23 protein-coding genes are annotated in these 24,303 nt (G+C 59.0%); 5 read left to right on the forward strand and 18 right to left on the reverse strand.

The features are described 5' to 3' along the window. Positions 1 to 122 precede the first annotated feature (122 nt). Entirely contained in the window at positions 123 to 587 is a 465-nt protein-coding gene (locus HP062_RS27580; RefSeq protein WP_010462609.1) for a glycine zipper 2TM domain-containing protein, read from the forward strand. A 321-nt stretch (positions 588 to 908) separates the two neighbouring features. Here the strand turns inward: HP062_RS27580 and HP062_RS27585 are convergent, their stop codons facing one another. From HP062_RS27585 to nhaA, 3 genes are all read right to left on the reverse strand, one after another. Further along, positions 909 to 1,139 carry a hypothetical protein gene (locus HP062_RS27585; protein ID WP_172792351.1) on the reverse strand — a complete coding sequence of 77 codons (231 nt, stop codon included), beginning with the start codon at positions 1,137 to 1,139 and terminating at the stop codon, positions 909 to 911. Beyond that, on the reverse strand, positions 1,136 to 2,323 hold the full coding sequence (locus HP062_RS27590) for a colicin E3/pyocin S6 family cytotoxin (protein WP_172792352.1): 1,188 nt from the start codon (positions 2,321 to 2,323) through the stop codon (positions 1,136 to 1,138). The genes HP062_RS27585 and HP062_RS27590 overlap by 4 nt, the downstream gene beginning before the upstream one ends. 120 nt (positions 2,324 to 2,443) lie before the next feature. Then, entirely contained in the window at positions 2,444 to 3,631 is a 1,188-nt protein-coding gene (nhaA, locus tag HP062_RS27595) for a Na+/H+ antiporter NhaA (protein ID WP_010462602.1), read from the reverse strand. Positions 3,632 to 3,868: 237 nt separating this feature from the next. Here nhaA and HP062_RS27600 point away from each other — a divergent pair, with 237 nt between their 5' ends. Next, a complete protein-coding gene (locus tag HP062_RS27600) occupies positions 3,869 to 4,966 on the forward strand; it encodes a PLP-dependent cysteine synthase family protein (RefSeq protein ID WP_172792623.1) in 1,098 nt (365 codons plus the stop codon). Between the two features lie 115 nt (positions 4,967 to 5,081). On the opposite strand, the gene HP062_RS27605 is transcribed toward HP062_RS27600, so the two are convergent. The 3 genes from HP062_RS27605 to HP062_RS27615 all read right to left on the reverse strand — a co-directional run bounded on the left by HP062_RS27605 (position 5,082) and on the right by HP062_RS27615 (position 8,224). Then, a complete protein-coding gene (locus HP062_RS27605; RefSeq protein WP_077749565.1) occupies positions 5,082 to 6,695 on the reverse strand; it encodes an NAD(P)/FAD-dependent oxidoreductase in 1,614 nt (537 codons plus the stop codon). Between the two features lie 94 nt (positions 6,696 to 6,789). Further along, entirely contained in the window at positions 6,790 to 7,443 is a 654-nt protein-coding gene (locus HP062_RS27610; RefSeq protein WP_010462597.1) for a COG3650 family protein, read from the reverse strand. 181 nt (positions 7,444 to 7,624) lie between these two features. Continuing rightward, positions 7,625 to 8,224, reverse strand: a complete 600-nt coding sequence (locus HP062_RS27615; protein WP_172792353.1) for a short chain dehydrogenase — start codon at positions 8,222 to 8,224, stop codon at positions 7,625 to 7,627. A gap of 105 nt (positions 8,225 to 8,329) precedes the next feature. On the opposite strand from HP062_RS27615, the gene HP062_RS27620 reads away from it, so the two are divergent. After that, positions 8,330 to 9,244 carry a LysR family transcriptional regulator gene (locus HP062_RS27620; protein WP_172792354.1) on the forward strand — a complete coding sequence of 305 codons (915 nt, stop codon included), beginning with the start codon at positions 8,330 to 8,332 and terminating at the stop codon, positions 9,242 to 9,244. Between the two features lie 120 nt (positions 9,245 to 9,364). Here HP062_RS27620 and HP062_RS27625 read toward each other — a convergent pair whose 3' ends face one another. From HP062_RS27625 to HP062_RS27665, 9 genes are all read right to left on the reverse strand, one after another. After that, positions 9,365 to 9,859, reverse strand: a complete 495-nt coding sequence (locus HP062_RS27625) for a DoxX family protein (RefSeq protein ID WP_077749563.1) — start codon at positions 9,857 to 9,859, stop codon at positions 9,365 to 9,367. Further along, complete coding sequence (locus HP062_RS27630) at positions 9,856 to 10,617, reverse strand: DUF2063 domain-containing protein (RefSeq protein ID WP_172792355.1); 762 nt, start codon at positions 10,615 to 10,617, stop codon at positions 9,856 to 9,858. The genes HP062_RS27625 and HP062_RS27630 overlap by 4 nt, the downstream gene beginning before the upstream one ends. After that, the gene (locus HP062_RS27635) at positions 10,614 to 11,468 is read right to left on the reverse strand and encodes a DUF692 domain-containing protein (RefSeq protein ID WP_172792356.1); all 855 of its coding nucleotides are present in this window, start codon (positions 11,466 to 11,468) and stop codon (positions 10,614 to 10,616) included. The genes HP062_RS27630 and HP062_RS27635 overlap by 4 nt, the downstream gene beginning before the upstream one ends. Positions 11,469 to 11,494: 26 nt before the next feature. Continuing rightward, complete coding sequence (locus HP062_RS27640; protein ID WP_010462585.1) at positions 11,495 to 11,803, reverse strand: DUF2282 domain-containing protein; 309 nt, start codon at positions 11,801 to 11,803, stop codon at positions 11,495 to 11,497. Positions 11,804 to 12,105: 302 nt separating this feature from the next. After that, positions 12,106 to 12,807, reverse strand: a complete 702-nt coding sequence (locus HP062_RS27645; RefSeq protein ID WP_010462583.1) for an ABC transporter ATP-binding protein — start codon at positions 12,805 to 12,807, stop codon at positions 12,106 to 12,108. Then, the gene (livG, locus tag HP062_RS27650) at positions 12,808 to 13,575 is read right to left on the reverse strand and encodes a high-affinity branched-chain amino acid ABC transporter ATP-binding protein LivG (RefSeq protein ID WP_010462581.1); all 768 of its coding nucleotides are present in this window, start codon (positions 13,573 to 13,575) and stop codon (positions 12,808 to 12,810) included. Next, positions 13,572 to 14,828: a high-affinity branched-chain amino acid ABC transporter permease LivM gene (locus HP062_RS27655; RefSeq protein WP_010462580.1), complete on the reverse strand. Its 1,257-nt coding sequence runs from the start codon at positions 14,826 to 14,828 to the stop codon at positions 13,572 to 13,574. Before HP062_RS27655 ends, livG begins: the two co-directional genes overlap by 4 nt. Then, complete coding sequence (gene livH, locus HP062_RS27660) at positions 14,825 to 15,748, reverse strand: high-affinity branched-chain amino acid ABC transporter permease LivH (RefSeq protein ID WP_010462578.1); 924 nt, start codon at positions 15,746 to 15,748, stop codon at positions 14,825 to 14,827. The genes HP062_RS27655 and livH overlap by 4 nt, the downstream gene beginning before the upstream one ends. Positions 15,749 to 15,980: 232 nt before the next feature. Beyond that, positions 15,981 to 17,108: a branched-chain amino acid ABC transporter substrate-binding protein gene (locus HP062_RS27665; RefSeq protein ID WP_010462576.1), complete on the reverse strand. Its 1,128-nt coding sequence runs from the start codon at positions 17,106 to 17,108 to the stop codon at positions 15,981 to 15,983. A 350-nt stretch (positions 17,109 to 17,458) separates the two neighbouring features. Here HP062_RS27665 and HP062_RS27670 point away from each other — a divergent pair, with 350 nt between their 5' ends. Beyond that, a complete protein-coding gene (locus tag HP062_RS27670) occupies positions 17,459 to 17,764 on the forward strand; it encodes a DUF2288 domain-containing protein (RefSeq protein WP_010462574.1) in 306 nt (101 codons plus the stop codon). A gap of 298 nt (positions 17,765 to 18,062) precedes the next feature. Here the strand turns inward: HP062_RS27670 and HP062_RS27675 are convergent, their stop codons facing one another. Next, positions 18,063 to 20,258, reverse strand: coding sequence for a hypothetical protein (locus HP062_RS27675; protein ID WP_077749561.1), 2,196 nt, complete (start codon positions 20,256 to 20,258; stop codon positions 18,063 to 18,065). Positions 20,259 to 20,455: 197 nt separating this feature from the next. On the opposite strand from HP062_RS27675, the gene HP062_RS27680 reads away from it, so the two are divergent. Beyond that, on the forward strand, positions 20,456 to 21,361 hold the full coding sequence (locus HP062_RS27680) for an NAD(P)-dependent oxidoreductase (protein ID WP_172792357.1): 906 nt from the start codon (positions 20,456 to 20,458) through the stop codon (positions 21,359 to 21,361). Here HP062_RS27680 and HP062_RS27685 read toward each other — a convergent pair. Together HP062_RS27685 and HP062_RS27690 are read right to left on the reverse strand one after the other, a co-directional pair. After that, positions 21,314 to 23,524 carry a bifunctional diguanylate cyclase/phosphodiesterase gene (locus HP062_RS27685; RefSeq protein ID WP_154503399.1) on the reverse strand — a complete coding sequence of 737 codons (2,211 nt, stop codon included), beginning with the start codon at positions 23,522 to 23,524 and terminating at the stop codon, positions 21,314 to 21,316. The genes HP062_RS27680 and HP062_RS27685 overlap by 48 nt on opposite strands. Before the next feature lie 131 nt (positions 23,525 to 23,655). Continuing rightward, positions 23,656 to 24,021: a YkgJ family cysteine cluster protein gene (locus HP062_RS27690; RefSeq protein WP_172792358.1), complete on the reverse strand. Its 366-nt coding sequence runs from the start codon at positions 24,019 to 24,021 to the stop codon at positions 23,656 to 23,658. Between the last annotated feature and the right edge of the window lie 282 nt (positions 24,022 to 24,303).

Raw genomic sequence — 24,303 nt, forward strand, 5'->3', positions numbered from 1 at the left:
CTGTGTGGTGAGTTCCGAGGCGCCTGTACCGAGCCTGAATGAAACCAATTTTATCCGGGCGATGCCGTGACAGACGTCAAGCTGCGGAGTTTAATGAATACTTGTCCTTTGGAGTTGATGCTATGCGTAAGTCTGTTCTGCTGGTTGCTTCCTTTTCCACGATGGCGATGTTGCTCACCGGCTGCCAATCGAGCCTGACCGGTGACTCCTATTCCCGTGACGAAGCGCGTCGTGTGCAGACCGTTCGCATGGGCACCATCGAATCCTTGCGTCCGGTGAAAATCGAAGGCACCAAGACCCCGATCGGCGGCGCAGCGGGCGCAGTGGTCGGTGGTGTCGGCGGTAGCGCCATCGGCGGCGGTAAAGGCAGCATCGTCGCTGCGGTCATCGGCGCCGTGGCGGGCGGCCTGCTCGGTTCAGCCACTGAAGAAGGCCTGACCCGCACCCAAGGCGTGGAAATCACCGTCCGTGAAGACGACGGCAGCATGCGCGCCTATGTGCAGCAGGTTCAGGAGAATGAAGTGTTCCGCGTGGGCGAGCGGGTGCGGATTGCGACTGTTGACGGTACGAGCCGCGTTACGCACTAAGCGGGAACGGGTGGTAAAAGGAAACCCCGGCCGGGTGACTGGTTGGGGTTTTTTGTGCGAGTAGAAAATTACTTGCTTGCATGGCTTCCGATCTGAAAATCGTACTGCGGGTCGTAGAACGTAATGCCGATCAGAGCTTCCAACTGCGTTATCTGAGCACTATCAAGATCGTAACCATAGATTTTGTCTTCTGGTTCGCCCCATTTCATTACTAGTATCGGTTGTTCAATATTCTCCCTGGGGATGGCACTTCAAACACTAAAAACTCTTTTTTTTTATCGAAGACCTCAACTGCATGGCGTACATCTGGATAGCTCCGAGTCATTCTGTGCATACCAGTTGTACGATGTTATTTGCACCCATGAGGGATTTTCCTGTCCAGTCTTCCAATACCTTTACTTGTTCTGCAGACAAGTCGTGACCGTCGAATTCGTCGTCCGGTTGCTGCCAGTTCATCAGCACTCTCAAATCTTTACGTCGACTGGCAGGGACCTCTACGGTAAGAAGCAGATCTTCAGTCTGACGGTCGAAAACCTCTATTACATGTTTCATTTTTCTACTCTCCTTGCCGGGTCGGCAGGTTTTGTCTGCTCTCCGGTTTCCGGGTTGTACTCTCCCAGATGTTTTCCTTGTTTCGTGTACAACTCAACCTTGCCATGTTGTGAGTCCCATTCATAAATTCTTCCTGACGGATCCTTCCAGCGTCTGCGTTTTTTGCCGCCGCCCCGCACGGAAGTTTTCATCGGCGCAGGTTTTATATCTGGAAAAGCTGGTAATGCTGTTGGCGCAGGGTAGTACTTCAGGTCTCCCGCGACACTCAGAACGATGTAGACCGGTTGCACCCCCGACCCCACCGGAAACACAAGAATGAAATCCTTGTAATCAGGCGGATACACCGGATTCACAATAATCCCGTCAGCCGCTTTCGTCGGCGGATACACCCAAATATGCGGCGCTTGCGGAGCAGCCTCCAGCGCCGGAATCCCGAGAATGTCCGAACCATCCACTGCCGGTGTCCAGATCAGCTCAACCCCATCCCCTAGATCCGCCACCTGCTGACTGTCGCGCAAGGTGAACTGCACAACATCAACCATTTCCCAACCGCGGTTCTTGCCGGTGTAGAAGCCATAACCCTTGAGACGGCCATCCGCCTGTTGCTCGACCTGCAAGCGAACGCGGGTCCTGGCCTGTTTCAGAGCGCGCAACTGATCTTCGGTATACAGCGCGCTGTCGCCCAAGCTTGGCGTCCAGAACAGCGCGACCACCGTAGCCAGCGCGGTGGCCCCGGCGGCACCGATTGCGGCCACCGGAGCCGCGAGCGTCGGAGCACTCAGCGCGAGTCTGCCAATGCCGAGCGAGAGCGTACTGCCGCTGATGGTTTCGAGATTCAGCAGCCCGGCATCGTCCGCTTCGCGGGCACCTAGCCAGGCGATTTCCCCGTAATCCTTGAGGCTGTCGGTGGGCACCATGCCCGAAGGATTCGAGTAGTCGATGATGGCGTCCGGCAGTTTGCAGGACTTGGCGAAGACGCATCCGGCACGAACCGATTCGTCCTTTTTGGGGGCGATCTCACGACTGAGCTCGAAGGCATCTTGCCTGGCGAGCATGGCGTCGTAAGCGTTTTGTCGGGCGTCCCGCTCGGCCAGGTCGGAGGCCGTCATGAAGCGGTGAGTGACGTGGTGTCCGTCGCCGGACGGTGGGTTTTTAACCCGGGGGATATCCTTGTTTCCAGCCATTGATCTTCCTTGCGCTCGCACATCGACAGCCCCGGACAAGGGGCTGTGCGACGTTAACGAACGAGGTCAAACGTGGCTGTAGGACGAATCCTGATTGTCGTTAAGAGGGTTCTCTTTCGCTCAGGATGGCAGCGCGGTGCGCTTGCGGCTCGCTGCCGCTGTCACCGCGTAACCGATCAATGCCGCCAGAATCGAACCGGTCAAAATACCCATCCGGTCCATTCCGGCGTATTCACTGACACCCGGCTCGAAGGCCAGGGAGCCGACAAACAGGCTCATGGTGAAGCCGATACCACAGAGGATCGCGACACCCAGCACCTGGCCCCAGTTGGCGCCTTGGGGCAGGGCGGCGATGCCGATTTTCACGGCCAGCCAGGTCAGGCCGAACACACCGACGGTTTTGCCCAGCAGCAGGCCCACCGCAATGCCCATCGGCACGTGGTGAGTGAAGCTTTCCATGGTCACGCCGCTGAGCGACAGGCCGGCGTTGGCGAAGGCGAACAGCGGCAGAATGCCGTAGGCCACCCAGGGATGCAGGGCGTGTTCGAGGGTCAGCAGCGGTGACGGTTCGGCATTTTTTGTGCGCAAGGGAATGCAGAACGCCAGGGTCACACCGGCCAGCGTCGCGTGGACGCCGCTCTTGAGCACGCAGACCCAGAGGATCAAACCGATGATCATGTACGGCCCGAGCTTGACCACGCCGAGCCGGTTCATCGCGATCAAGGCGACGATGCACGACGCAGCCAATGCCAGCGAAAGTGTCGACAGCGTGCCGGAGTAGAAGATCGCAATGACGATAATGGCGCCGAGGTCGTCAATGATCGCGAGGGTCATCAGGAACAGTTTCAGCGACACCGGCACGCGCTTGCCTAGCAGGGCGAGAACGCCGAGGGCGAAGGCGATGTCGGTGGCCATCGGGATGGCCCAGCCACTCAGGGCTGCCGGGTTGTCACGATTGAGGAACCAGTAGAGGAGTGCCGGAACGACCATGCCGCCAATCGCTGCCGCGCCGGGCAGGACGATCTGCGAAGGTTTCGACAGCTGGCCGTCGAGGACTTCGCGCTTCACTTCCAGGCCGATCAGCAGGAAAAACAGGGCCATCAGGCCGTCGTTGATCCACAGCAGCGCCGGTTTGGCGATTTGCAGCGCACCGATCTGCGCCACCACCGGCGTGTCGAGGAAACTGCTGTACAGCCACGACAACGGGGAGTTGTTGATGATCAAAGCCAGGGCTGCCGCGGCGATCAATAACAGACCGCTGGCAGCTTCCAACTGAAAGAAACGCGTGAAAGTGCTACGCAGAGGCAAGGTCGCTCTCCATCGAAAAATCAAAAAGGTGGCACACCCTAACCCGTACCGTTGGTTGTTAAAACAAAAGTTATATTCTTTTTTGTTATATACCGTTACAGCGCGAGGGGTTGGCACGGAGATGAGCCTAGCAGTTGCCAAACGTATTGGGCCTCAGCTGTATCTGTGCGTGGCGTGGGATTTTTCCTAAGCTTATGGGCTGAGCCTTGCACGAAGGCCGACTCAACGAGAAAAACCATCATGAGCGACAACCGACAGTGGGCCCGCGAAGCCATCCGGATCATCGAAGCCGACTTCCAGCGCAGCGCCGACACCCACCTGATCCCTTTGCCGCTCCCGGGGTTTACGGGCATCGAGCTGTACTTCAAGGACGAGTCCAGCCATCCCACCGGCAGCCTCAAGCACCGACTGGCGCGCTCGTTATTCCTCTATGCCTTGTGCAACGGCTGGCTCAAACCCGGCGCGCCGGTGATTGAAGCGTCCAGCGGTTCGACGGCGATTTCCGAGGCTTACTTCGCCAGGTTGCTGGGCTTGCCGTTCATTGCGGTGATGCCGGCGACCACGTCCAAAGAGAAGATCGCGCAGATCGCGTTCTACGGCGGCAAGAGTCATCTGGTCGACGATCCGACGCAGATCTACGCCGAGTCCGAGCGCCTGGCCCGCGAACATGACGGGCATTTCATCGACCAGTTCACCTATGCCGAACGCGCCACTGACTGGCGGGCAAACAACAACATCGCCGAGTCGATCTTCCAGCAAATGCGTTTTGAACGGCACCCGGAGCCGAGCTGGCTGATTTCCAGCCCCGGCACCGGCGGCACCACCGCGACGCTGGGTCGATACGTGCGTTATCGCCAGCATTGCACCCGCGTGTTGTGCGCCGATGCCGAGCGTTCGGTGTTCTTCGATTTCTACCAGACGGGGGATGCCAGCCTGCGACTGGACCATGGTTCTCGGATTGAAGGCATTGGCCGGCCACGGGTCGAGGCGTCGTTTCTGCCCAAGGTGATCGATGCGATGGTCAAGGTGCCGGACGCGTTGTCGCTGGCAGCCATGCATTACCTGGCGCAACATTTGGGACGGCGTGTCGGCGGGTCGAGCGGGACCAACCTGATCGGTGCCTTGATGGCGGCCGGGCAGATGGCAGCGGCGGGGGAGTCGGGGTCGATCGTGGCGATTCTGTGCGACGGCGGCGAGCGGTATGAGACCAGCTATTACGACCAGGATTGGCTCAAGGCCCAAGGGTATGAGTTGAGTGGGTTGATGGAGGTTGTGGCGGGGAGTGTCGAGCGCGGTGAACCGCTTCCCGCCAACGTTTTACGCGCGAATATCTGATACCCCCCCCCTGTAGGAGCGAGGCTTGCCCGCGAAGAAGTTGACGCGGTCTTCCTAAAAGACCGCATTATCGTTCTTCGCGGGCAAGCCTCGCTCCGACAAGTGGGGTGTTGTTTCAGGCCTCCAGGCCGAGGATGTCGCGGGCCACGGCTTCGGCGATCCGAATCCCGTCGACACCCGCCGACAGAATCCCGCCCGCATAACCCGCGCCTTCACCCGCCGGGAACAGACCTTTCACGTTCAGGCTCTGCATCGACTCGTTGCGGGTAATGCGCAGCGGCGACGAGGTGCGCGTCTCGATCCCGGTCAACACCGCGTCATGCAGCGAGTAACCGCGAATCTGCTTTTCGAACGCCGGCAGAGCTTCACGAATGGCTTCAATGGCAAACGCGGGCAGAGCCAGCGCCAGATCACCCAAGGCAACACCCGGTTTATAGGACGGTTCTACGCTGCCCAACTCGGTGGACGGCTTGCCGGCGATGAAGTCACCGACCAACTGCGCCGGGGCTTCGTAGTTGCTGCCGCCCAACACGTAAGCGTGGGATTCCAGGCGTTCCTGCAACTCGATACCCGCCAGCGGGCCGCCCGGGTAATCGACTTCCGGGGTGATCCCGACGACGATCCCGGAGTTGGCATTACGCTCATTACGCGAGTATTGGCTCATGCCGTTAGTGACCACGCGGCCCGGCTCGGATGTCGCCGCTACCACGGTGCCGCCCGGACACATGCAGAAGCTGTACACCGAGCGACCGTTCTTGGCGTGGTGCACCAGTTTGTAGTCGGCCGCCCCGAGTTTCGGGTGGCCGGCGTACTTGCCCAGGCGTGCGCGGTCGATCAGCGACTGCGGGTGCTCGATGCGGAAGCCCACCGAGAACGGCTTGGCTTCCATGAATACGCCACGGCTGTGAAGCATGCGGAAGGTGTCCCGGGCGCTGTGGCCCAAGGCAAGAATCACGTGTTTCGAATGAATCTGTTCGCCACCATTGAGCTCGACGCCGACCAGTTGGCCATCCTCGATCAACACGTCGGTGACCCGCTGCTGGAAGCGCACTTCGCCGCCCAGCGCGCGAATCTGCTCGCGCATGTTCTCCACGACGCCGGTCAGTCGGAACGTACCGATGTGCGGTTTGCTGACGTAGAGGATTTCTTCCGGGGCGCCGGCCTTGACGAACTCGTGCAGGACTTTGCGACCGATGAATTTCGGGTCCTTGATCTGGCTATAGAGCTTGCCGTCGGAGAATGTCCCCGCGCCGCCCTCGCCAAACTGCACGTTGGATTCAGGGTTGAGTACGCTTTTGCGCCACAGGCCCCAGGTGTCTTTGGTGCGCTGACGCACTTCGGTGCCGCGTTCGAGGATGATCGGCTTGAAGCCCATTTGCGCCAGCAGCAGCCCGGCGAAAATCCCGCACGGACCAAAACCCACGACGACAGGACGTTGTTCAAGATCCGCCGGCGCCTGGCCGACCACTTTGTAGCTGACATCCGGTGCCACGTTGACGTTACGGTCATCGGCGAACTTGTGCAGCAACGCGGCCTCATCCCTGGCGGTGAGGTCGATGGTGTAGATGAAGCACAGTTCAGAGGACTTTTTGCGCGCGTCGTAGCTGCGCTTGAACAAGGTGAAATCGAGCAGGTCATCGCTGGCGATGCCCAGGCGCTGCACGATGGCAGGGCGCAGGTCTTCATCGGGATGGTCGATCGGCAACTTGAGTTCGGTGATTCGTAACATGACGGGATCCGGTTCGCGGGGCGCACAACTGCGCCAAGGCGTTTGAAGGCGGCGATTATAAGCCCCAAACGCCGGTCCCGTGAGGCAAAAACGATCAGTCGTTACGCGAGCCGCCGAAATACCCGCAACCGCGTTGCACCTGACCATCGATGCGCAGCTCGGCGCTCATGTGCTGGACGCTGCCGGTGGTGCTGTCGACGCAACGTTGCGGCGCGACCCACAGTTCGATGTGCTGGTTATTGGCTTCGGTGCTGAGATTGAAACGGCCATCGCCCAGCTGTTCTTCAACATAGGGCACGGCCAGGGGCGGCTGGCCGGCACGGTCGATAACCATGCCTTTGCCGCTGACCTTGACGTTCCACTCTGGCGAGTGGCCGGCGGCGCGCAGGATCAGCAATTTGAAATTGGGATCGTCGCAGGCGGCGCCGGAGCGTTCGACGCGGTACAGCTGTTCAAGATCAAGGCGACTGTCGACGATTTGCCCACGCACGTCGGCGAACAGCTTGCCCTGGGCATCGGCGAGGGCCGCGGCCTCTTGCAAGACGCTGGTGCCACCGCTGTCATTGACCACATAACTGCGCTGTTCATTGCACGGCTGGAACAGCAACTTGCCGTCCGCTGCCGTCAACTGGCCCTGCAGGCGGGTCTGGCCCACGTGGGAGGCGCTTTCACGCGGGCCATCAAACAATTGGCAGGCGGCAAACAGCGGAAGCAGGGCGACAAGGACTAAGGAACGGGCAACACGCATCTTTGGCTCTCCAGACAAGTGCCGCCACGTTACGCAGCCTGACCGTTCATCACAACCCCGGCGATGTTCGATCTCCTGTAGGAGCGAAGCTTGCTCGCGAAGGGACCAGTGCATCCAGCATCGTCATGAATGACAGAACGCTTTCGCGAGCAAGCTTCGCTCCTACAGTGAGGGTGGTGTGTCAGCCGACGTGAAAGGTCTGGCCGGTCTGTAGGCCCTCTACGCTTTTGGCGTAGGCCAATGCCACATCCGCTGCGGGAACCGGCTTGTAGCCCCGGAAGTACGGCGCGTAACTGCCCATGGCTTCGAGCAGAACGGTCGGGCTGATCGAGTTCACCCGCAAGCCGCGGGGCAGTTCGATGGCCGCCGCACGCACGAAGCTGTCGAGCGCGCCGTTGACCAATGCCGCCGAGGCGCCGCTGCGAATCGGGTCGTGGCTGAGCACGCCAGTGGTCAAGGTGAACGAGGCGCCGTCATTGGCGAATTCACGGCCGATCAGCAGCAGGTTGACCTGGCCCATCAGCTTGTCTTTCAAGCCCAGCGCAAAGCTTTCTTCGCTCATTTCATCCAGCGGTGCAAAGGTCACGTTGCCGGCAGCGCAGACCAGCGCATCGAATTTACCGGTTTGCTCGAACAGTTTGCGGATCAAGGCGCTGTCGCTGATATCCACATTGAAATCGCCGCTGTTACGGCCGATGCGGATGATGTCGTGGCGCTGGGACAGTTCCTTGTCGACCGCTGAACCGATGGTGCCACCTGCGCCTATCAAAAGAATTTTCATCGTGCTGTTCCTCGAAGTGGTTGAACGAGGTTGCAGTCTAGAGTGGTTTTTTCCATTGATAAGCGCGCTAATAGGCAACCTTTGGTTTTCAAATGGAAACAATCCATGAGCGAGATGGATGATCTGGCGGCGTTCGCGGTGTTGGTCGAAGCGGGCAGTTTCACCCTGGCGGCGCAGCAATTGGGCTGCAGCAAGGGGCAGTTGTCCAAGCGCATCAGCTTGCTGGAAACACGGTTCTCCGTTGTCTTGTTGCAACGCACCACCCGCCGTTTGAGTTTGACGGCGGCGGGCGCGGCGCTGTTGCCTCAAGCCCAGGCGCTGGTGGTTCAAGTCGAGAAGGCGCGTCAGGCGTTGGCGCGGTTGAAGGACGACATGGCCGGGCCGGTGCGCATGACGGTTCCGGTCTCGCTGGGGGAAACCTTCTTCGATGGCTTGTTGCTGGAATTTTCCCGCCAGTATCCCGAGGTGCAGATCGAGTTGGACCTCAACAACAGCTTTCACGATTTGTCCCGAGACGGTTTTGACCTGGCCATCCGCTCCGAAGTGGCCAATGACCAACGCTTGGTCGCGCGTCCTCTGCTGGCCTGGCACGAAATGACCTGCGCCAGCCCGGCCTATCTCGAACAGTACGGTGAGCCGCAGACGCCCCAGGCCTTGGCCGACCATCGCTGCCTGCTCAACAGCCATTACAGCGGTCGCGAAGAATGGCTGTATCACCAGCAGCACGAGTTGCTGCGGGTGCGGGTGTCGGGTCCGTTTGCCAGCAATCACTACAGCCTGTTGAAAAAAGCAGCGCTGGCAGGGGCCGGCATTGCGCGGTTGCCTTCCTACCTGCTGCAAACGGAATTGGCTGATGGGCGATTGCGCTGGCTCCTGCGTGATTATCAGACGCGGAGCATGCCGATGTACCTGGTGCATCCGTATCAGGGCGGACTGCCCAAACGCACGCAGGTGTTGGCGGACTACTTGATTGATTGGTTTAAACGCAGCGGCGAGGCATTGGCGCGTCTCCAGCAATAGCCGCCCACATCCAACCCCTTGTAGGGGTGAGCCTGCTCGCGATAGCGGTGTGACATCCAGCATTGATGTTGACTGACACAGCGCTATCGCGAGCAGGCTCACACCCACAGGGGAAGGTGTTTACCGGGCGAAATGTCGGGCGATCAGATGATCGATCGACAATTTCCCCGGCCCGGTCGCCATCAGGTACAGCAACACCGCCGCCCAAGTGCCATGGGTCGGGTAGGCGTCGGGGTACACGAACAGTTGAATGGTCAGGGTCATGCCCAGCAAAGCCAGCGCCGAAAATCGCGTGGCGAAGCCGATCAGGATCAGCATCGGGAAGACATGCTCGGCGAAGGCGGCCAGGTGCGCCGCCAGTTCCGGGGACAGCAATGGCACGTGGTACTCGCTCTGGAACAGCGGGATGGTCGAGTCCGCCAGATGCGGCACGCCAAGCTGGAAGGAGCCGTCAAACAGGTCGATGGCCAGGCCTTCGACCTTGGTTTGCCCGGACTTCCAGAACACTGCCGCAATCGAGAAGCGCGCGATAAAGGCGATCAGACTGCGGGGAATCATCTCCAGTAACGCGATGGCGCGAACGATGGGGTTCTGTGATTCGGTCCGGATGTTCATGGCGATACCTTGTTGTTATGCAAGTGAGTGATGGCGTTGCGGCTGATCAGCAGCGCCAGGGTTTGGCTGAGGTCGAAGGCGGGGGCGGCTTCCAGCGCCTGCATCAGTGACTGGCCGTTTTGCAGATTCTGAATGAACGCGCTGGCACCTTGATCAAGGGCGAATACTTCAACGTCCAGGCCATTGCGTAACACCAGCGCGTGTTGTCCCTGGCTCAGGTCAATCCCCGCCAGCGTTGTTTCCTGTTGATGCGCCGCCCAGATCGCCACCACCGCGAAGGCAGAACTCAACAGGTTGAGAGAGGGATGAAGTTCGACGGTGAGCTCGCTCAGGGCTTGCGGGTCGACCAGTGCTGCGGCGATCTGTTCATGCTCCAGGGGCTGCGCATCGGCCGCGTGATACGCGATGACGCGCAGGCGCTCCAATCGGGCGACATCGGCCAGATACGGCACGCTGGCGGCGGGCGCAAAGCCTTCGATGAAGGCTGCGAAATCATGCCCGTAGTCATTCATCAGCGGGCTGCGGGGCGGGGAGCCTTGCACATGAACACCGGCCATGGCCCGGAAGAATTCATCGCCGACCAATTGCACAACCACGGGGTAACTGTCCGCCAACGCGTTGATCAGCGAGGCCTGCACATTGTTGCGATACACCGCGAAACGGCTGGCCGGATCGGCGCCATTGACGCTGAATAATCCGTCAGGGCAGGGCCGCTCCGGATCAAGCAGGGCGGCGGCGAAATCGGCGTGATTGCTCATGACCGGACCTCGGCGCATCGCAACAACTCATCGGCCTGACGCGCTTCGGCGTGTAATACGCCGAAGGCTGGCACCTGATTGTCGCGTTCGATCAGCGTTGCTACTGGTCCGACACGCTCCAGCACTTGCACGTACAGCGCCCACACGGCGTTGTCGATGGGCGCGCCGTGATCGTCGATCAACAGACGGTCACCGAGGCTGTCGGTGTCTTCGGCAAATCCGGCCAGATGAATCTCGCCGACGGCATGAAGGGGCAGGGCATCGATGTAGGCCACAGGATCGCGTTGATGATTGATGCTCGACACGTAAACGTTGTTCACGTCCAGCAACAGCCCGCAGCCTGTGCGGCGAATGACTTCGCTGATGAAGTCGGCCTCATCGATCGTCGAGCGTTTGAACGCCAGGTACGTCGCCGGGTTCTCCAGCAGCATTGGGCGTTTGAGAGTGGTTTGCACCTGGTCGATGTGTTCGCAGACGCGGTTCAACGTCGCGTTGTCGTAGGCCAGTGGCAGCAAGTCATTGAGAAACACCGGGCCATGGCTGGACCAGGCCAGGTGTTCGGAAAAGGAGTGGGGTTGGTAGCGCTCGATCAGCTCGGCAAGGCGTTGCAGGTGTTGAACATCCAGCGGACCTTCGGCACCGATGGACAGGCCAACGCCATGCAGCGACAGCGGATACTGCTCGCGGATCAACCCCAGGTAATGATGAAAAGGGCCGCCGGCCACCATGTAGTTTTCGGCGTGGACTTCGAAGAAGCCGATGTCCGGCTTTGAACCGAGCACTTCACGCAAGTGCCCGGTCTTGAGCCCCAGCCCGGCGCGGGGCGGGAGCCCGAACAGTGAATTGTTCATGGTCGACACTCAGGCTGGGAGGCGGATCAGGCTTTGGCTTTGAAGGCTTCCATCTGACCGAAACCGGTCGGCGAGGTTTTGCTTTCGGTGGTGGCGCAAGTGCCTTTCGGAACGAGTTTCCAGGCGTTTGCCTGGTGGTCCATCTTGGCAGTACCGGCGCAGGTGGTGCCTGCACCTGCGGCGCAATCGTTATGACCTTTCATGGCCACGCCGAAGCATTTTTCCATGTTGCTGTTGTCGGCGGCCTGGACGGTGGAGACAGCGGCCATGCTCAGCGCAGAACCAAGGGCCAGAACGAGGGCGGTGGCGGACAGGGTGCGGGTGGTAGCAGTCATGATGTTTCTCCGTTGTTTGAGTTTTGGTAAGCCGCGTGTGTGCTGGCTTACCCCTCTAGAGAGAGGTCATCGCGATGCGTTACAGCCCAGTGCAAAACTTTTTAAAAAACCTCAAAACACCACCGACCCCTTGTGGGAGTGAGCCTGCTCGCGATAGCTGTTTCGCCTTCAACGGTTTTGTTGACTGACACTCCGCTATCGCGAGCAGGTTCGCTCCCACAGGGGGTCTTTATTGCCGTGAAGGTTTATGGCGGGCACAAAAAAAAACGGCCCGAAGGCCGTTTTTTGTTTACCGCAATTGCTTAGCCGCCGAGATACGCTTCGCGCACTTTCGGATCAGTCAGCAGTGCTTCCCCCGTGCCGGTCATCACCACCCGGCCGTTCTCCAGAACGTAGGCACGGTCGGCAATTTTCAGCGCCTGGTTGGCGTTCTGCTCTACCAGAAACACCGTCACGCCATCCTTGCGCAGCTGTTCGATGATGTCGAAGATCTGCTGGATGATGATCGGTGCCAGGCCCAACGATGGCTCGTCGAGCAGCAGCAGTTTGGGTTTGCTCATCAGCGCACGGCCGATGGCGAGCATTTGCTGTTCGCCGCCGGACATGGTGCCGCCGCGTTGGGCAAAGCGTTCTTTCAGGCGTGGGAAAAGTCCGAGAACCTTGTCCATCTGTTCCTGATAATCGCCCTTGCTGGTAAAGAATCCGCCCATGGACAGGTTCTCTTCCACGGTCAGGCGGGCGAACACTCGACGACCTTCCGGCACGACCGCAATGCTTTTACGCATGATCTGCGACGAGTCTTGGCCGACGAGCTCTTCACCCATGTAGCGGATGCTGCCGCTGTGGGCTTGCGGCGAACCGCAGAGGGTCATCAGCAAGGTCGACTTGCCGGCACCGTTGGCGCCGATCAGGGTCACGATCTCGCCCTGGCGGACTTCGACGTTGACGCTGTGCAGCGCCTGGATCTTGCCGTAGAAGGTGGAAACGTTTTCAAATTGCAGCATTTACGCTTCCCCCAGGTAGGCTTTGATCACTTCAGGATTGTCGCGGATCTGTTCCGGCGTGCCGTCGGCCAGAGGCGTGCCCTGGTTGATCACGACGATGTGGTCGGAAATGCTCATGACCAGTTTCATGTCGTGTTCGATCAGCAGCACGGTGACGTTGTGCTCTTCACGCAGCATGCTGATCAGCGCCTTGAGGTCCTCGGTTTCCTTCGGGTTCAGGCCGGCGGCCGGTTCGTCGAGCATGAGGATCCGCGGGCGGGTCATCATGCAGCGAGCGATTTCCAGACGGCGTTGCTGACCGTAGGCCAGGGTGCCGGCCGGGCGGTTGGCGAACTGCGTGAGGTTGACCTTATCCAGCCAGAACTCGGCAAACTCCATGGCCTCGCGTTCGCTTTTGCGGAATGCCGGGGTCTTGAACAGACCAGACAGGAAGTTGGTGTTCAGGTGACGGTGTTGCGCGATCAAGAGGTTCTCGACCGCGGTCATGTCCTTGAACAACCGCACGTTCTGGAAGGTGCGCACCACGCCTTTGAGGGCGATCTTGTGGCCCGGCAGGCCTTCGATCGGCTCGCCGTCCAGCAGGATGCTGCCACCACTCGGCTTGTAAAAACCGGTCAGGCAGTTGAACACCGTGGTTTTGCCGGCGCCGTTAGGGCCGATCAATGCAACCACCTGTTTTTCTTTCACGGTCAGGGCCACGCCGTTGACCGCCAGCAAGCCGCCGAAGCGCATGCTCAGATTTTCGACTTTAAGGATCTCGCGGCTCATTTGCGCAGCTCCATGTGAGGACGTTGCATGGGCAGCAGGCCTTGAGGACGCCAGATCATCATCAGCACCATCAAGGCGCCGAACATCAACATGCGGTACTCACTGAACTCACGCATCATTTCCGGCAGCAGGATCATCACCACGGCGGCCAGGATCACACCCAACTGCGAGCCCATGCCACCCAATACGACGATGGCGAGGATGATCGCCGACTCGATGAAGGTGAACGACTCCGGTGTCACAAGGCCCTGACGGGCAGCGAAGAAACTGCCGGCGAAACCTGCGAAGGCGGCGCCCAGGGTGAAGGCGGAAAGCTTGATGACCGTAGGATTCAGACCCAGCGCACGGCAGGCGATCTCGTCTTCACGCAACGCTTCCCACGCACGGCCGATCGGCATGCGCAGCAAACGGTTGATCACGAACAGCGCAGCCAGGGCCAGCAGCAGTGCAACCAGGTACAGGAAAATCACCTTGTTGATCGAGTTATAGGCCAGGCCGAAGTACTCGTGGAACGTCTGCATGCCTTCTGCCGCTTTGCGCTCGAAGGTGAGCCCGAAGAACGTCGGCTTCTCGATGTTGCTGATGCCGTTCGGGCCACCAGTGATATCGGTGAGGTTACGCAGGAACAGACGGATGATTTCACCAAAGCCCAGGGTCACGATCGCCAGGTAGTCGCCGCGCAGACGCAGTACCGGGAAGCCGAGCAGGAAACCGAAAGTGGCCGCCATCAGGCCGGCGATCGGCAGACAGATCCAGAAGCCCAGACCCAGATAGTGCGACAGCAATGCATAGCTGTACGCCCCGACGGCATAGAAGCCGACGTAACCCAGGTCGAGCAGGCCGGCCAGGCCGACCACGATGTTCAGGCCGAGGCCGAGCATCACGTAGATCAGCACCAGCGTGGCGATATCCACCGCACCACGAGAGCCGAAGAACGGCCAGACCAGGGCACCGGCGATCAGCGCAATGATGATCCAGCGTTGGGTGGTCGGCAGGGTCAGGAAGTTACTGGCCTTGGCCGGAATCAGCGGCATGTTTGGCGACGAGCGCCAGGCCGAGCTGATCTGTTGATCGAACAGCACCCGCAGGAACATCAGCACCGAGCACACCGCGATAGTGATCAGTGTGGCGCTGCTGGTGCCGTGCACTTCGAGGTGGATGCCGACGATGGTCAGTTTCAGACCCAGTACCGGGTAGGCCACGGCCCACACCAGCAAAGCACTGAACAGTGCCTGTTTAAGATTCCTAGTCATACTTTTTCAACCTCCGGACGGCCAAGGATGCCGGTCGGCCGGAACAACAGAACCAGAACCAACAAGCCGAAAGCCACGACGTCCTTGTACTGGTCGCCGAAGATATCGGCACCAAAGGCTTCCGCCACCCCTAATACCAGCCCGCCGAGCATGGCTCCCGGGATGCTGCCGATACCGCCCAGTACCGCTGCGGTGAACGCCTTGAGTCCAACGAGGAACCCGGCGTTCGGGTTGATCACACCGTATTGCATGCTCAACAAGACGGCCGCGATGGCCGCCAATGCGGCACCGATGACGAAGGTCAGGGCGATGATGTTGTTGGTATTGATGCCCAGCAAGTTGGCCATCTTGATGTCTTCGGCACAGGCGCGGCAGGCACGTCCGAGACGAGAGCGGGAGATGAACATTGTCAAGCCGAGCATGGCGACGAAGGTCACCACGAATACCACGATTTGCATGTAGGAAATCAGCACTTCATGTGCGCCACCTGGCCCGAAGGTGAAGCTGCCGGGGATCAGGTTGGCTATGGATTTGTCCTTGGAGTCTTGCGCCAGCAGAACCGTGTTCTGCAGGAAGATCGACATGCCGATGGCGGAAATCAGCGGGATCAGACGGTTGCTGCCGCGCAAAGGGCGGTAGGCGACGCGTTCGATGCTGTAACCGTAGGCACTGGTCACGACGATGGTCGCGATGAAAGCAGCGGTAATCAACAGCGGAACGCTGTCGAGTCCCAGCATGGCCAACCCGGCGATGGCGATGAACGCCACGTAGGAGCCGATCATGTACACCTCGCCGTGGGCGAAGTTGATCATTCCAATGATGCCGTAAACCATCGTATAGCCGATGGCGATCAGGGCATACGTACTGCCAATGGTCAGGCCATTAACCAGCTGTTGGAGGAAGTGATAGATGTCAGGCATTACAGCGCTCCTAAAAACCTGATACGCATTTCACTGGTGGAGTCATTTTCCCGCTCGAGCCCCGTGGATCTGCATCCACTTCGAACGCGAGGTTTGCCAGCGAACCGCTGATGACGGTTTTGAGATTTTCAGGTGGGGAGACTGGCGGATCACGCCAGCGCGGCCCAATACATTCGTAAAACAAAGCCCACGGCACGCCGTGGGCTTTATTGGCAGTCAGTCAGGCAACGCCTTACTGAGGCTTGGCTTCAGTTTTTGGTTTGCCGAAGTGCCACTCGTAAACCACAAATTTGAAGTCTTTCAGGTCGCCCTTGTCGTCGAAGCTCAGGTCGCCGGTAGGCGTCTTGAAGGTGCCTGCGTGGATGGCAGCAGCCACTTTGGCAGTGTCTTCGGACTTGGCGGCCTTGATGCCTTCGGCAATCACTTCCACAGCCGAGTAGGCCGGGAACACGAACGGACCGCTCGGGTCTTCTTTCTTCGCTTTGAACGCATCAGCCAAGGCGATGTTGGCCGGATCCTGGTCGAAGGATTTCGGCAGCGTCACCAGCAGACCTTCCGAAGCTTTCTGAGCGATCTGCGAGATCGAGTCGTTACCCACGCCTTCCGGACCCATGAACTTGGCTTTCAGGCCTTTTTCATCCGCCTGGCGCAGGATCAGACCCAGCTCAGGGTGGTAGCCACCGTAGTAAACGAAGTCGACGTTGGCTTGCTTGAGTTTCTGGATGATCGACGAGAAGTCCTTGTCGCCGGCGTTGATGCCTTCGAACACGGCAACCTTGGTGCCTTTTTTCTCGAGGGTTTGTTTAACGGCGGTGGCGATGCCTTCACCGTATTGCTGTTTGTCGTGCAGGACAGCAACGATCTTCGGTTTTACGAAGTCGGCGATGTAGTTACCGGCGGCAGGGCCTTGGGCGCTGTCCAGACCGATGGTGCGGAACACCATTTTGTAACCACGGGCGGTGATGTCCGGGCTGGTGGCAGCCGGGGTGATCATGATCACGCCTTCGTCTTCGTAAATGTCCGAAGCCGGTTGGGTGGAGCTGGAGCACAGGTGACCGACCACGAACTTGACGCCGTCGTTGACGACTTTGTTCGCGACCGCTACCGCTTGTTTTGGATCACAGGCGTCATCGTATTCAACGGCTTCGAGTTTCTTGCCGTCTACGCCGCCTTTGGCGTTGATCTGTTCGATGGCCATTTTGGCGCCACTGAACTGCATGTCGCCGTATTGGGCTACAGGGCCGGTTTTAGGGCCGGCGATGCCGATCTTGATGGTGTCAGCTGCGAACGAATGGCTGGCAACCCCGGCCAGAACCATAGCGGCAAACAGTTTGGAAATCTGCTTAGTAGCCTTAGTCATAGTGCTCCACTCTTACTGTTGTAGTTTTTATAGTCCTGGCGCCGTAGCAGCAGAACCGGGTCAGATATCTTCGATATCCTCCGGAAAATGCCCCCGACAACTGTACCGGTACAGTGTAGAGCGCCAATTGTTAGCCTGGGAAGCTGGCGCCGGGGGGCAAAACCTGAGGGTGTCGCTTAATTGAAAGAAAAAGACAGAATAGCGGCGGGATGTTAGCTGGCTAATTGCTTGATTCAGCAGCATTCCCTGGCTTTCCTGCTCTTTTCTTTCGGTGACTCAATTGCATCCGGGTTTTTCTGCCAGACCACCGACGTTATCATTCGCGTCGATTTCTTTTCCGGACAGTGCCCATGAATGAAGAACCTAGCACCCTCTATGCCAAGCTGCTTGGTGAAACCGCATCTATTACGTGGAAAGAGTTGGAGCCCTTCTTTGCCAAGGGTGCCCTATTGTGGGTCGATCCCGGCCTGGATTTGATCGCTGCTGCCCAAGCTGTTGCGACGGATGAAGGCGAGAAAGTGGCTGCCTGGCTGGCTGCCGACAAGGTCGCCAAGCTGTCTGAAACGCGGGCGCTGGATCTTTTTGAACGCGACCCGCAGCTGTGGGCTGTGGTGGTTTCGCCGTGGATTCTGATCCAGGAAAGGGCGACGAGCTGACTGTCCGCACTTTATTGGTGCGCCTGGCGGGCGACCAAAAGTGTGTAGGTGAGTAGCGTGATGGCATGTTGCCGTAGAGAAAGGCCACAGAAGGGTCTTGGCGAGGGTGACGTAAACGTAACGGGAACAGTTTATTGAGCAGCGTTCGGGCTGCTTAATTGTTTCTGGATGTTGGGTTTTTCGGTGAATCCGATGCCGCCATCGCGAGCAGGCTCGCTCCCACAGTTAACCGCGTTTCTTCAGAAGAAATGCGATCCCTGTGGGAGCGAGCCTGCTCGCGATTGGGCGCGACGCGGTTTTAGAAGGTTTTACCGGTATGGTTATTCAGCGAAATAACCTTGGTCTTGCCAATCCGGTGACGGTAGATCTCACGCAGGTACTTGATCGCCTTCTTCACGCAGTCGCGCGACAGGCGAATGTCGTTGATCGAGACGAATTTGTCCTTGTCGTTGATCAGCTCGCGGTACTTCTTCTCGTACATCGGTTTGATCGCGTACCAGTTGGTGTCGAGGATCTTCGCCGGGTTCTCGAACTCGTTCAGCAGATCGTCGATCAGGTCTTCGTCGAAGTCTTCATTGATGATGAAGTCGAGGATCGAGTTATCCAGGGTGTCGTCGAAGCGGTACGGGTTCTTCGCGAAGCAGCGCTTGATGAAGGCCACGATCAGCGTCAGGAAGTCGTCCGACAGGCACGGGCTCTTGGCAATCAGGGTGGTCAGCGACAAGTTGGCCGAAGCGCCGATCACCAGGGCATAACGCTTGAGCGTAGTGTTGGGGAACAGGCTGTTGAGGTGGGTCTTCAACCGGTTCAAGTCCATGTAGGACAGCTTGTAGTCTTTCGGCAGCGAGACAATCGACACCACCGACGAGCAGTTCTTGAAGAAGTGCAGGTCGTGCAACGCGGCCGCGTCGTAACCGGAATTCTTGTACTGCTCCAGCGAGGCCCGATAGCGCTTGGACTCGATCGGCAACAGGCTGATGCCTTCGATCGCCTGGGTCACTTTGTTGAAGTGCGGCAGGTCGATGGAACGGAAGAACAGGTCGTCGATGTTCAGACGCTGTGGCTCTTTCTCGAACACCTTGAACTTGTCGCTGCTCGGCGGCGGGGTTTCCGGCACCACGGACTCGGCGTAGGCAATCGCCACCGGGCCGGCCAGGCTCATGAACAGGTCGTTGGCGTCGAGGCGAATGGTTTCGCCGATGTCGATGCCAGCGCGACGGAAATAGTTCTGGTCGTAGTCAGTCGTGACCGCCTGCGCCGTCAGAATGTTGAAGATCTGCTGCGAGATGTATTGGTTGGCGTGCTTTTCCATCGCGTTGACGTCGATGTTCTGAATGTTGCCGTCATCGCTTTCTTCGGCATACCGCATGATGTCGTTGGAGATCAGCATCATGGCGTTCCATGGGCGGATCCGGCCCATGACGCTGGCTTCGCTGCTGTCTTCGTTGGCGAAGTTATAGGAGAAGTCCCACTCTTCCGACAGGTATTTGCACAGCAGGCGACCGGCGTTGATGTGCAGCGCCTCGGACATTTCGCTGCGGTGATCGGAAATGTTCGGCAGCACGCAGATGCCGCTGGTGAAGATCGGCTCGAAGACGAAGGAGTGACCACTCTTGCCGTCGTGTTCATCCATCGGCTTGGTGTCGAACGTCTTGTTCATGTACGAGTGTTGCTGGGCCAGGCCGAATTCCGAGGCCATGCCCGAACCGGTACCGCCGCCGGCACTGAAGATCGAGAAATACAGGCGCGACTGGTTGGCCTTGATCCCGCAGCTGTCGATCAGGTACGAGTGAATCATTTTCCAGTCCGGGCTGGAGAAACGCTGGGTGTCCTTGTTCAGGATGATCTTGGCCAGGTATTGACCGAGGATCGGCGCGTTACCGGCGCCACCGGCGTGGACTTCCGACAAGTCCATGATCTTCATTTTGCTGTAGTCGCGCAGGAAGCCACTCTTTTCGCCCTTGCGCGAGAAACGGATGCGACCGGCGATGTCTTTGTCCAGGTCGCCGAGCATCACCAGCGGCTCGACCAGGAACACCGGTTTGGTGGCCTTGTTCGGCCCCAGGCGCAGGTTGTTGCGAATCCACTGCGCCGGGCTGTAACCCTTTTCGGCGTAACGTTTGTCCGGCGACAGGCGGTCTTCGTTGTTGAATTCGTTGAGGTAAAACTTGCGGGCGTTGTACACCAGCTCCGCGACGTCCAGCGCAATGTTCGATCCGCAACGTCCCAGGCCGATCAGGCACACCGACGGGAATTCCTGATCGCTGTGCTGTTCGTTGTCGCCTTCCAGGTGCGGTGGGCGCGGGAACACCATGTCGCGCAGGCCATCGAGGTTATCGAGGATGCGGTCGGTGTTGGTTTCGGTGAAATACAGGTATTGCTGACTGGCCAGAGGACGTGACGGGATCAATGGCTTCGACGATGAGGGGCTGTTCGCCGCGGGGCTCAGTGTCAGGTCGGAAACCGTAGTGGCCGGATTATTTTTAGAGGTCATTGGGCGCCATGTACCTGGGCTGGTTAGCTCGGCGACACGGTGTCGTCGAACCTTCACGGAATAGGAACTCGCGTTTTTTTAGCGCGTATTTTGCCCAAGCGTCAGGGACTAAGCCTGAGCGTCGCTCGGGGGAATCCTTTCCTTAGTCATGATGAATCGGCCAATATTCTGCGATCTTTAATCAAAAAGAAGGCTAAATGATGTCAACGCTACCTTCGTTGAGTTTTGCCGGAATCGGCCTGATGGGCTTGCCCATGTGCCGCCGCCTGTTGGCGGCGGGGTATCCGCTGACGGTGTGGAATCGCAACCCGGCCAAGTGCGCAGCGTTGGTCGAGGCCGGCGCCCTGCAAGTGGCGACAGCGGCCGAATTGGCTCGGCACGCCGAAGTTGTGATGCTGTGCCTGGCGGACACGGCGGTGGTGCGCGAAGTGGTTTTCGGTCCGGCTGGCATTGCCGAGGGGGCGAAAAGCGGTCAGTTGCTGGTGGACTTTTCCAGTCTGGAACCGACGGCGACGCGGGACATGGCATCGGCGCTTGTCGACCAATGCGGCATGCGTTGGCTGGACGCTCCGGTGTCCGGCGGGGTCGTCGGTGCCGAGGCCGGTAGCCTGGCCATTATGGTCGGCGGCGAAGCGGCAGACCTTGAGCGAGTCAGGCCGGTGCTGTTGAACCTCGGTCAGCGGGTGACTCACATGGGCGGTGTCGGCGCCGGGCAGGTGACCAAGGCCTGCAATCAGATGATCGTTGCCTGCAATGCACTGGTGATTGCTGAAGTGGTGGCACTGGCCGAGCGCTCCGGGGTTGACGCCAGCCTGATCGCCGAGGCGCTGGCGGGAGGGTTCGCCGATTCAAAACCGCTGCAGATCCTCGCCCCGCAAATGGCCGAGAGTCGTTTCGAGCCGGTGAAGTGGCACGTGCGTACGCTGCTCAAAGACCTCGACACCGCGGTGAAATTCTCCCGCGAACAGGGCTCGGCCACGCCGATCAGCGGCTTGGCCGCACAACTGATGCGCCTGCATGGGGGGCAGGGCTTTTTGGAAAAGGATCCGTCGACGTTAGTGCAGTTGTACCGTAGCCAGGCTCAGAGAACTGACACTGCGTGAATGTTTGCGCTGATTGATTTCGGCCAGCACCGCAGGCAGCTCGGCCAGCGGTACCGGGCGGCTGAGCAGGTGGCCTTGAACCAGGTCGCAGCCCTGGCGTTCGAGAAAGTCATGTTGCTCGGGCGTTTCGACGCCCTCGCTGACGACCTGTAAATGCAGGGTGTGGGCCATGATGATAATGGCGTGGACGATTTCCATGTCCTGGGTGGCCTTGGGGATGTCCTGAATGAACGAGCGGTCGATTTTCAGTGTGTTCAGCGGCAGGCGCTTGAGGTAGGCCAGGGATGAATAGCCCGTGCCGAAGTCGTCGATCGAGAGCGAGACGCCGAGAGAACGGATCTGCTTCAACAACGCCAGGGTGTTGGCGAGATTGCCCATCAGCGCGTTTTCGGTGACTTCGAGTTCCAGCCGTTGTGGTGACACTCCGGCGATGCGCAGGGCGTTTTCGATTTCATCGGCCAACTCTTCGCGGGCGAGGTTCAGCGGCGAGCAGTTCACGGCGATCTTGAGTTCTTCGCGCCCCTGGCGAGACAGCACTCCAAGGTCCTCACAGGCCTTGTGCAATACCCAGTTATCCAGTTCGTTGATCAGGCCGTTGGCCTCGGCAATGGCAATGAACCGATCCGGTGCCAGCAACCCGTGAACCGGGTGTTGCCAGCGAATCAGCGCTTCGAGTTTGGTGACCTGGCCGCTTTTCAGGTCGTAGATCGGTTGGTAATAAAGGATCAGACCGGCGTCGTTGCGCAGGGCGTACCGCAGTTCTTCTTCGAGTTGCAGCTCCAGCGTGGCACGGTTTTTCATGTGTGGACTGAAAAAATGCAGCCCGTTGCGCCCGCAGCCCTTGGACTGGTAAAGCGCCAGGTCGGCGTTTTTCAGCAGCTCCTCGCAGGTCGTACCATCTTGCGGAAAAACGCTGATGCCGATGCTGGTGGTCATGACCATGCTGCGGCCGGACAGCTCGATGGGCTCTTTCATCTTCAGCATGATGCGTTGGGCCATGCTCCGGGCTTCTTCAAGGTCATGCAGGCCGATGAGGATGCAGAACTCGTCCCCGCCAAAGCGCGCCACCACATCGTCATGGCTGCGTACCGAATCCTTGATATGGCTGGCCAGGACCTTGAGCAATTCATCGCCGGCGTCATGGCCCAGGCTGTCGTTGATCCGCTTGAAGTGGTCGATGTCTAGGAACATCACGGCAAGCATCCCGCCTTCGTTGGTCTTTTCGAGCAGTTTTTCGGCGAAAATCTGATTGAAGCCACGGCGGTTGATCAGGTTGGTCAGCGCGTCGTAGTGCGCCACCTGTTGCAGCGACAAGCGCGCCTGATCCAGTTGGCTGAGCAGGATGTTGACCCGCTTCAGGTCGGATTCCTTGTGTTGCAGCTTCTTGTCGGCCAATGCCGCGCTGATGCTGCTGCCGATGATCAGCAAGGTCATTACCGCCACCGTCAGCCCCAGTTGCAGGTGGGTGTTGTCGTCGGGCAGTGGCTGGGGGCTATCGATGGGAAGTACCAGGTTGAGCGCCGCCATGCCAGTGAAATGCATGCTGACGATGCCGGCTCCGAGCACCAGGCTGGCGGTGTATTTGAGCAGTTGATGAACCACGCCGCTGCCCTCGCACAGGTGACGGGAAATCAACAGGGCCGCCAGGCTGGCGCCAATTGCGATCACGATAGAGAGCGCGAACAGGGCAGGGTTGTAATAGGCCGTTGCGTAGGAGCGCATCGCGGCCATACCCACGTAATGCATGGTCGCGATACCCAGGCCGATCCATACCGCGGCCCGCAGTGTTTTCCAGAAAGTCAGATGAGGATGGCTGAGGGTATGCATCGCCAGCCACGAAGCTGTCAGTGCAAACAGCAACGAGATCAGGGTGACGGGTAACTGATAATGGATTTCGATCGGGGCCTGGAAGGCCAGCATGCTGACAAAGTGCATGGCCCAGATACCGCCCGCCAGACACCCGGCACCAACCCAGCGCCACAGACGTTGGGACGCCGCTTTCTCGGCGTGGCCGATCCGCTCGGTGATGTCCAGTGTGGCGAAGCCGGTCGCACAGGCGACCACATAGGCCAGCAACACCAGAAAGGGGTTATGGGTGCAATTGAGGATGACCTGGCCAGTCTCAGGCAGTTGAGTCGTGAAATATAAAGCTGGCCACTCCATCGGACGCCTCGTATTTATCCAGCCGACACCATGAACCCTGGCGAATGTCTTGGAGTATAGAGGTCACACAAAGAGTGCAAACGGTAGTGGCACATTGCATTCGAACATTTTGTAATTACAGGCGCTGATATTCAGGCGATCTGCTCATAAGGGAACTCGAATTCCGGTTGCAGGGCCGGCAATCCGAACGCTGCCCGTGCCACATCGCAATCCACATTTGCCTCGCCGTTGGCCCAGGAGGCGTCGAACTCCCGACAGGTGCTGGAACGTTGGTCGTAAATCGAGCATTGCACGGTGCTGCCGACTTCGCCGACCAGCCCGACGCAGCGAGTGGGTTTGCAGTCCGTGCCCAGCATGGCCACCCGGCTGGGGCTGATGGGTGCGACTAGCTCGTCAGGCACCGTTCCCCCGGCCGAGGTGCATTCACCCCAGAAAAAAGACACGCGAAAATGAGAACAGCAGGCACCGCAATTCAGACACGGACTGGCTTCGGACATGGGCGATAATCAAAGAGGGATAGGGGATTGGTGGGGCAGGCAAGGCCGCTATTCTAGGCTTCGCTTTGAACTTGGGAAGGGGGCGAAAAAGTATTTTTTCATGTGACCAATGGCGAGAAATACTTGCCTTGCAGAATCCCTTGTGGGAGCGAGCCTGCTCGCGAAAGCGGCGGATCAGTCACCCTCTGTATTGAATGTGCCGGCCTCTTCGCTAGCAGCTCGCTCCCACAGGTTTGGATTTGGCTCCATGGGTTGATATCAGCATTACGAATAATTACAGAC

The sequence above is a fragment of the Pseudomonas sp. B14-6 genome (assembly GCF_013260315.1).
Taxonomy (GTDB): Bacteria; Pseudomonadota; Gammaproteobacteria; order Pseudomonadales; family Pseudomonadaceae; genus Aquipseudomonas; species Aquipseudomonas mandelii.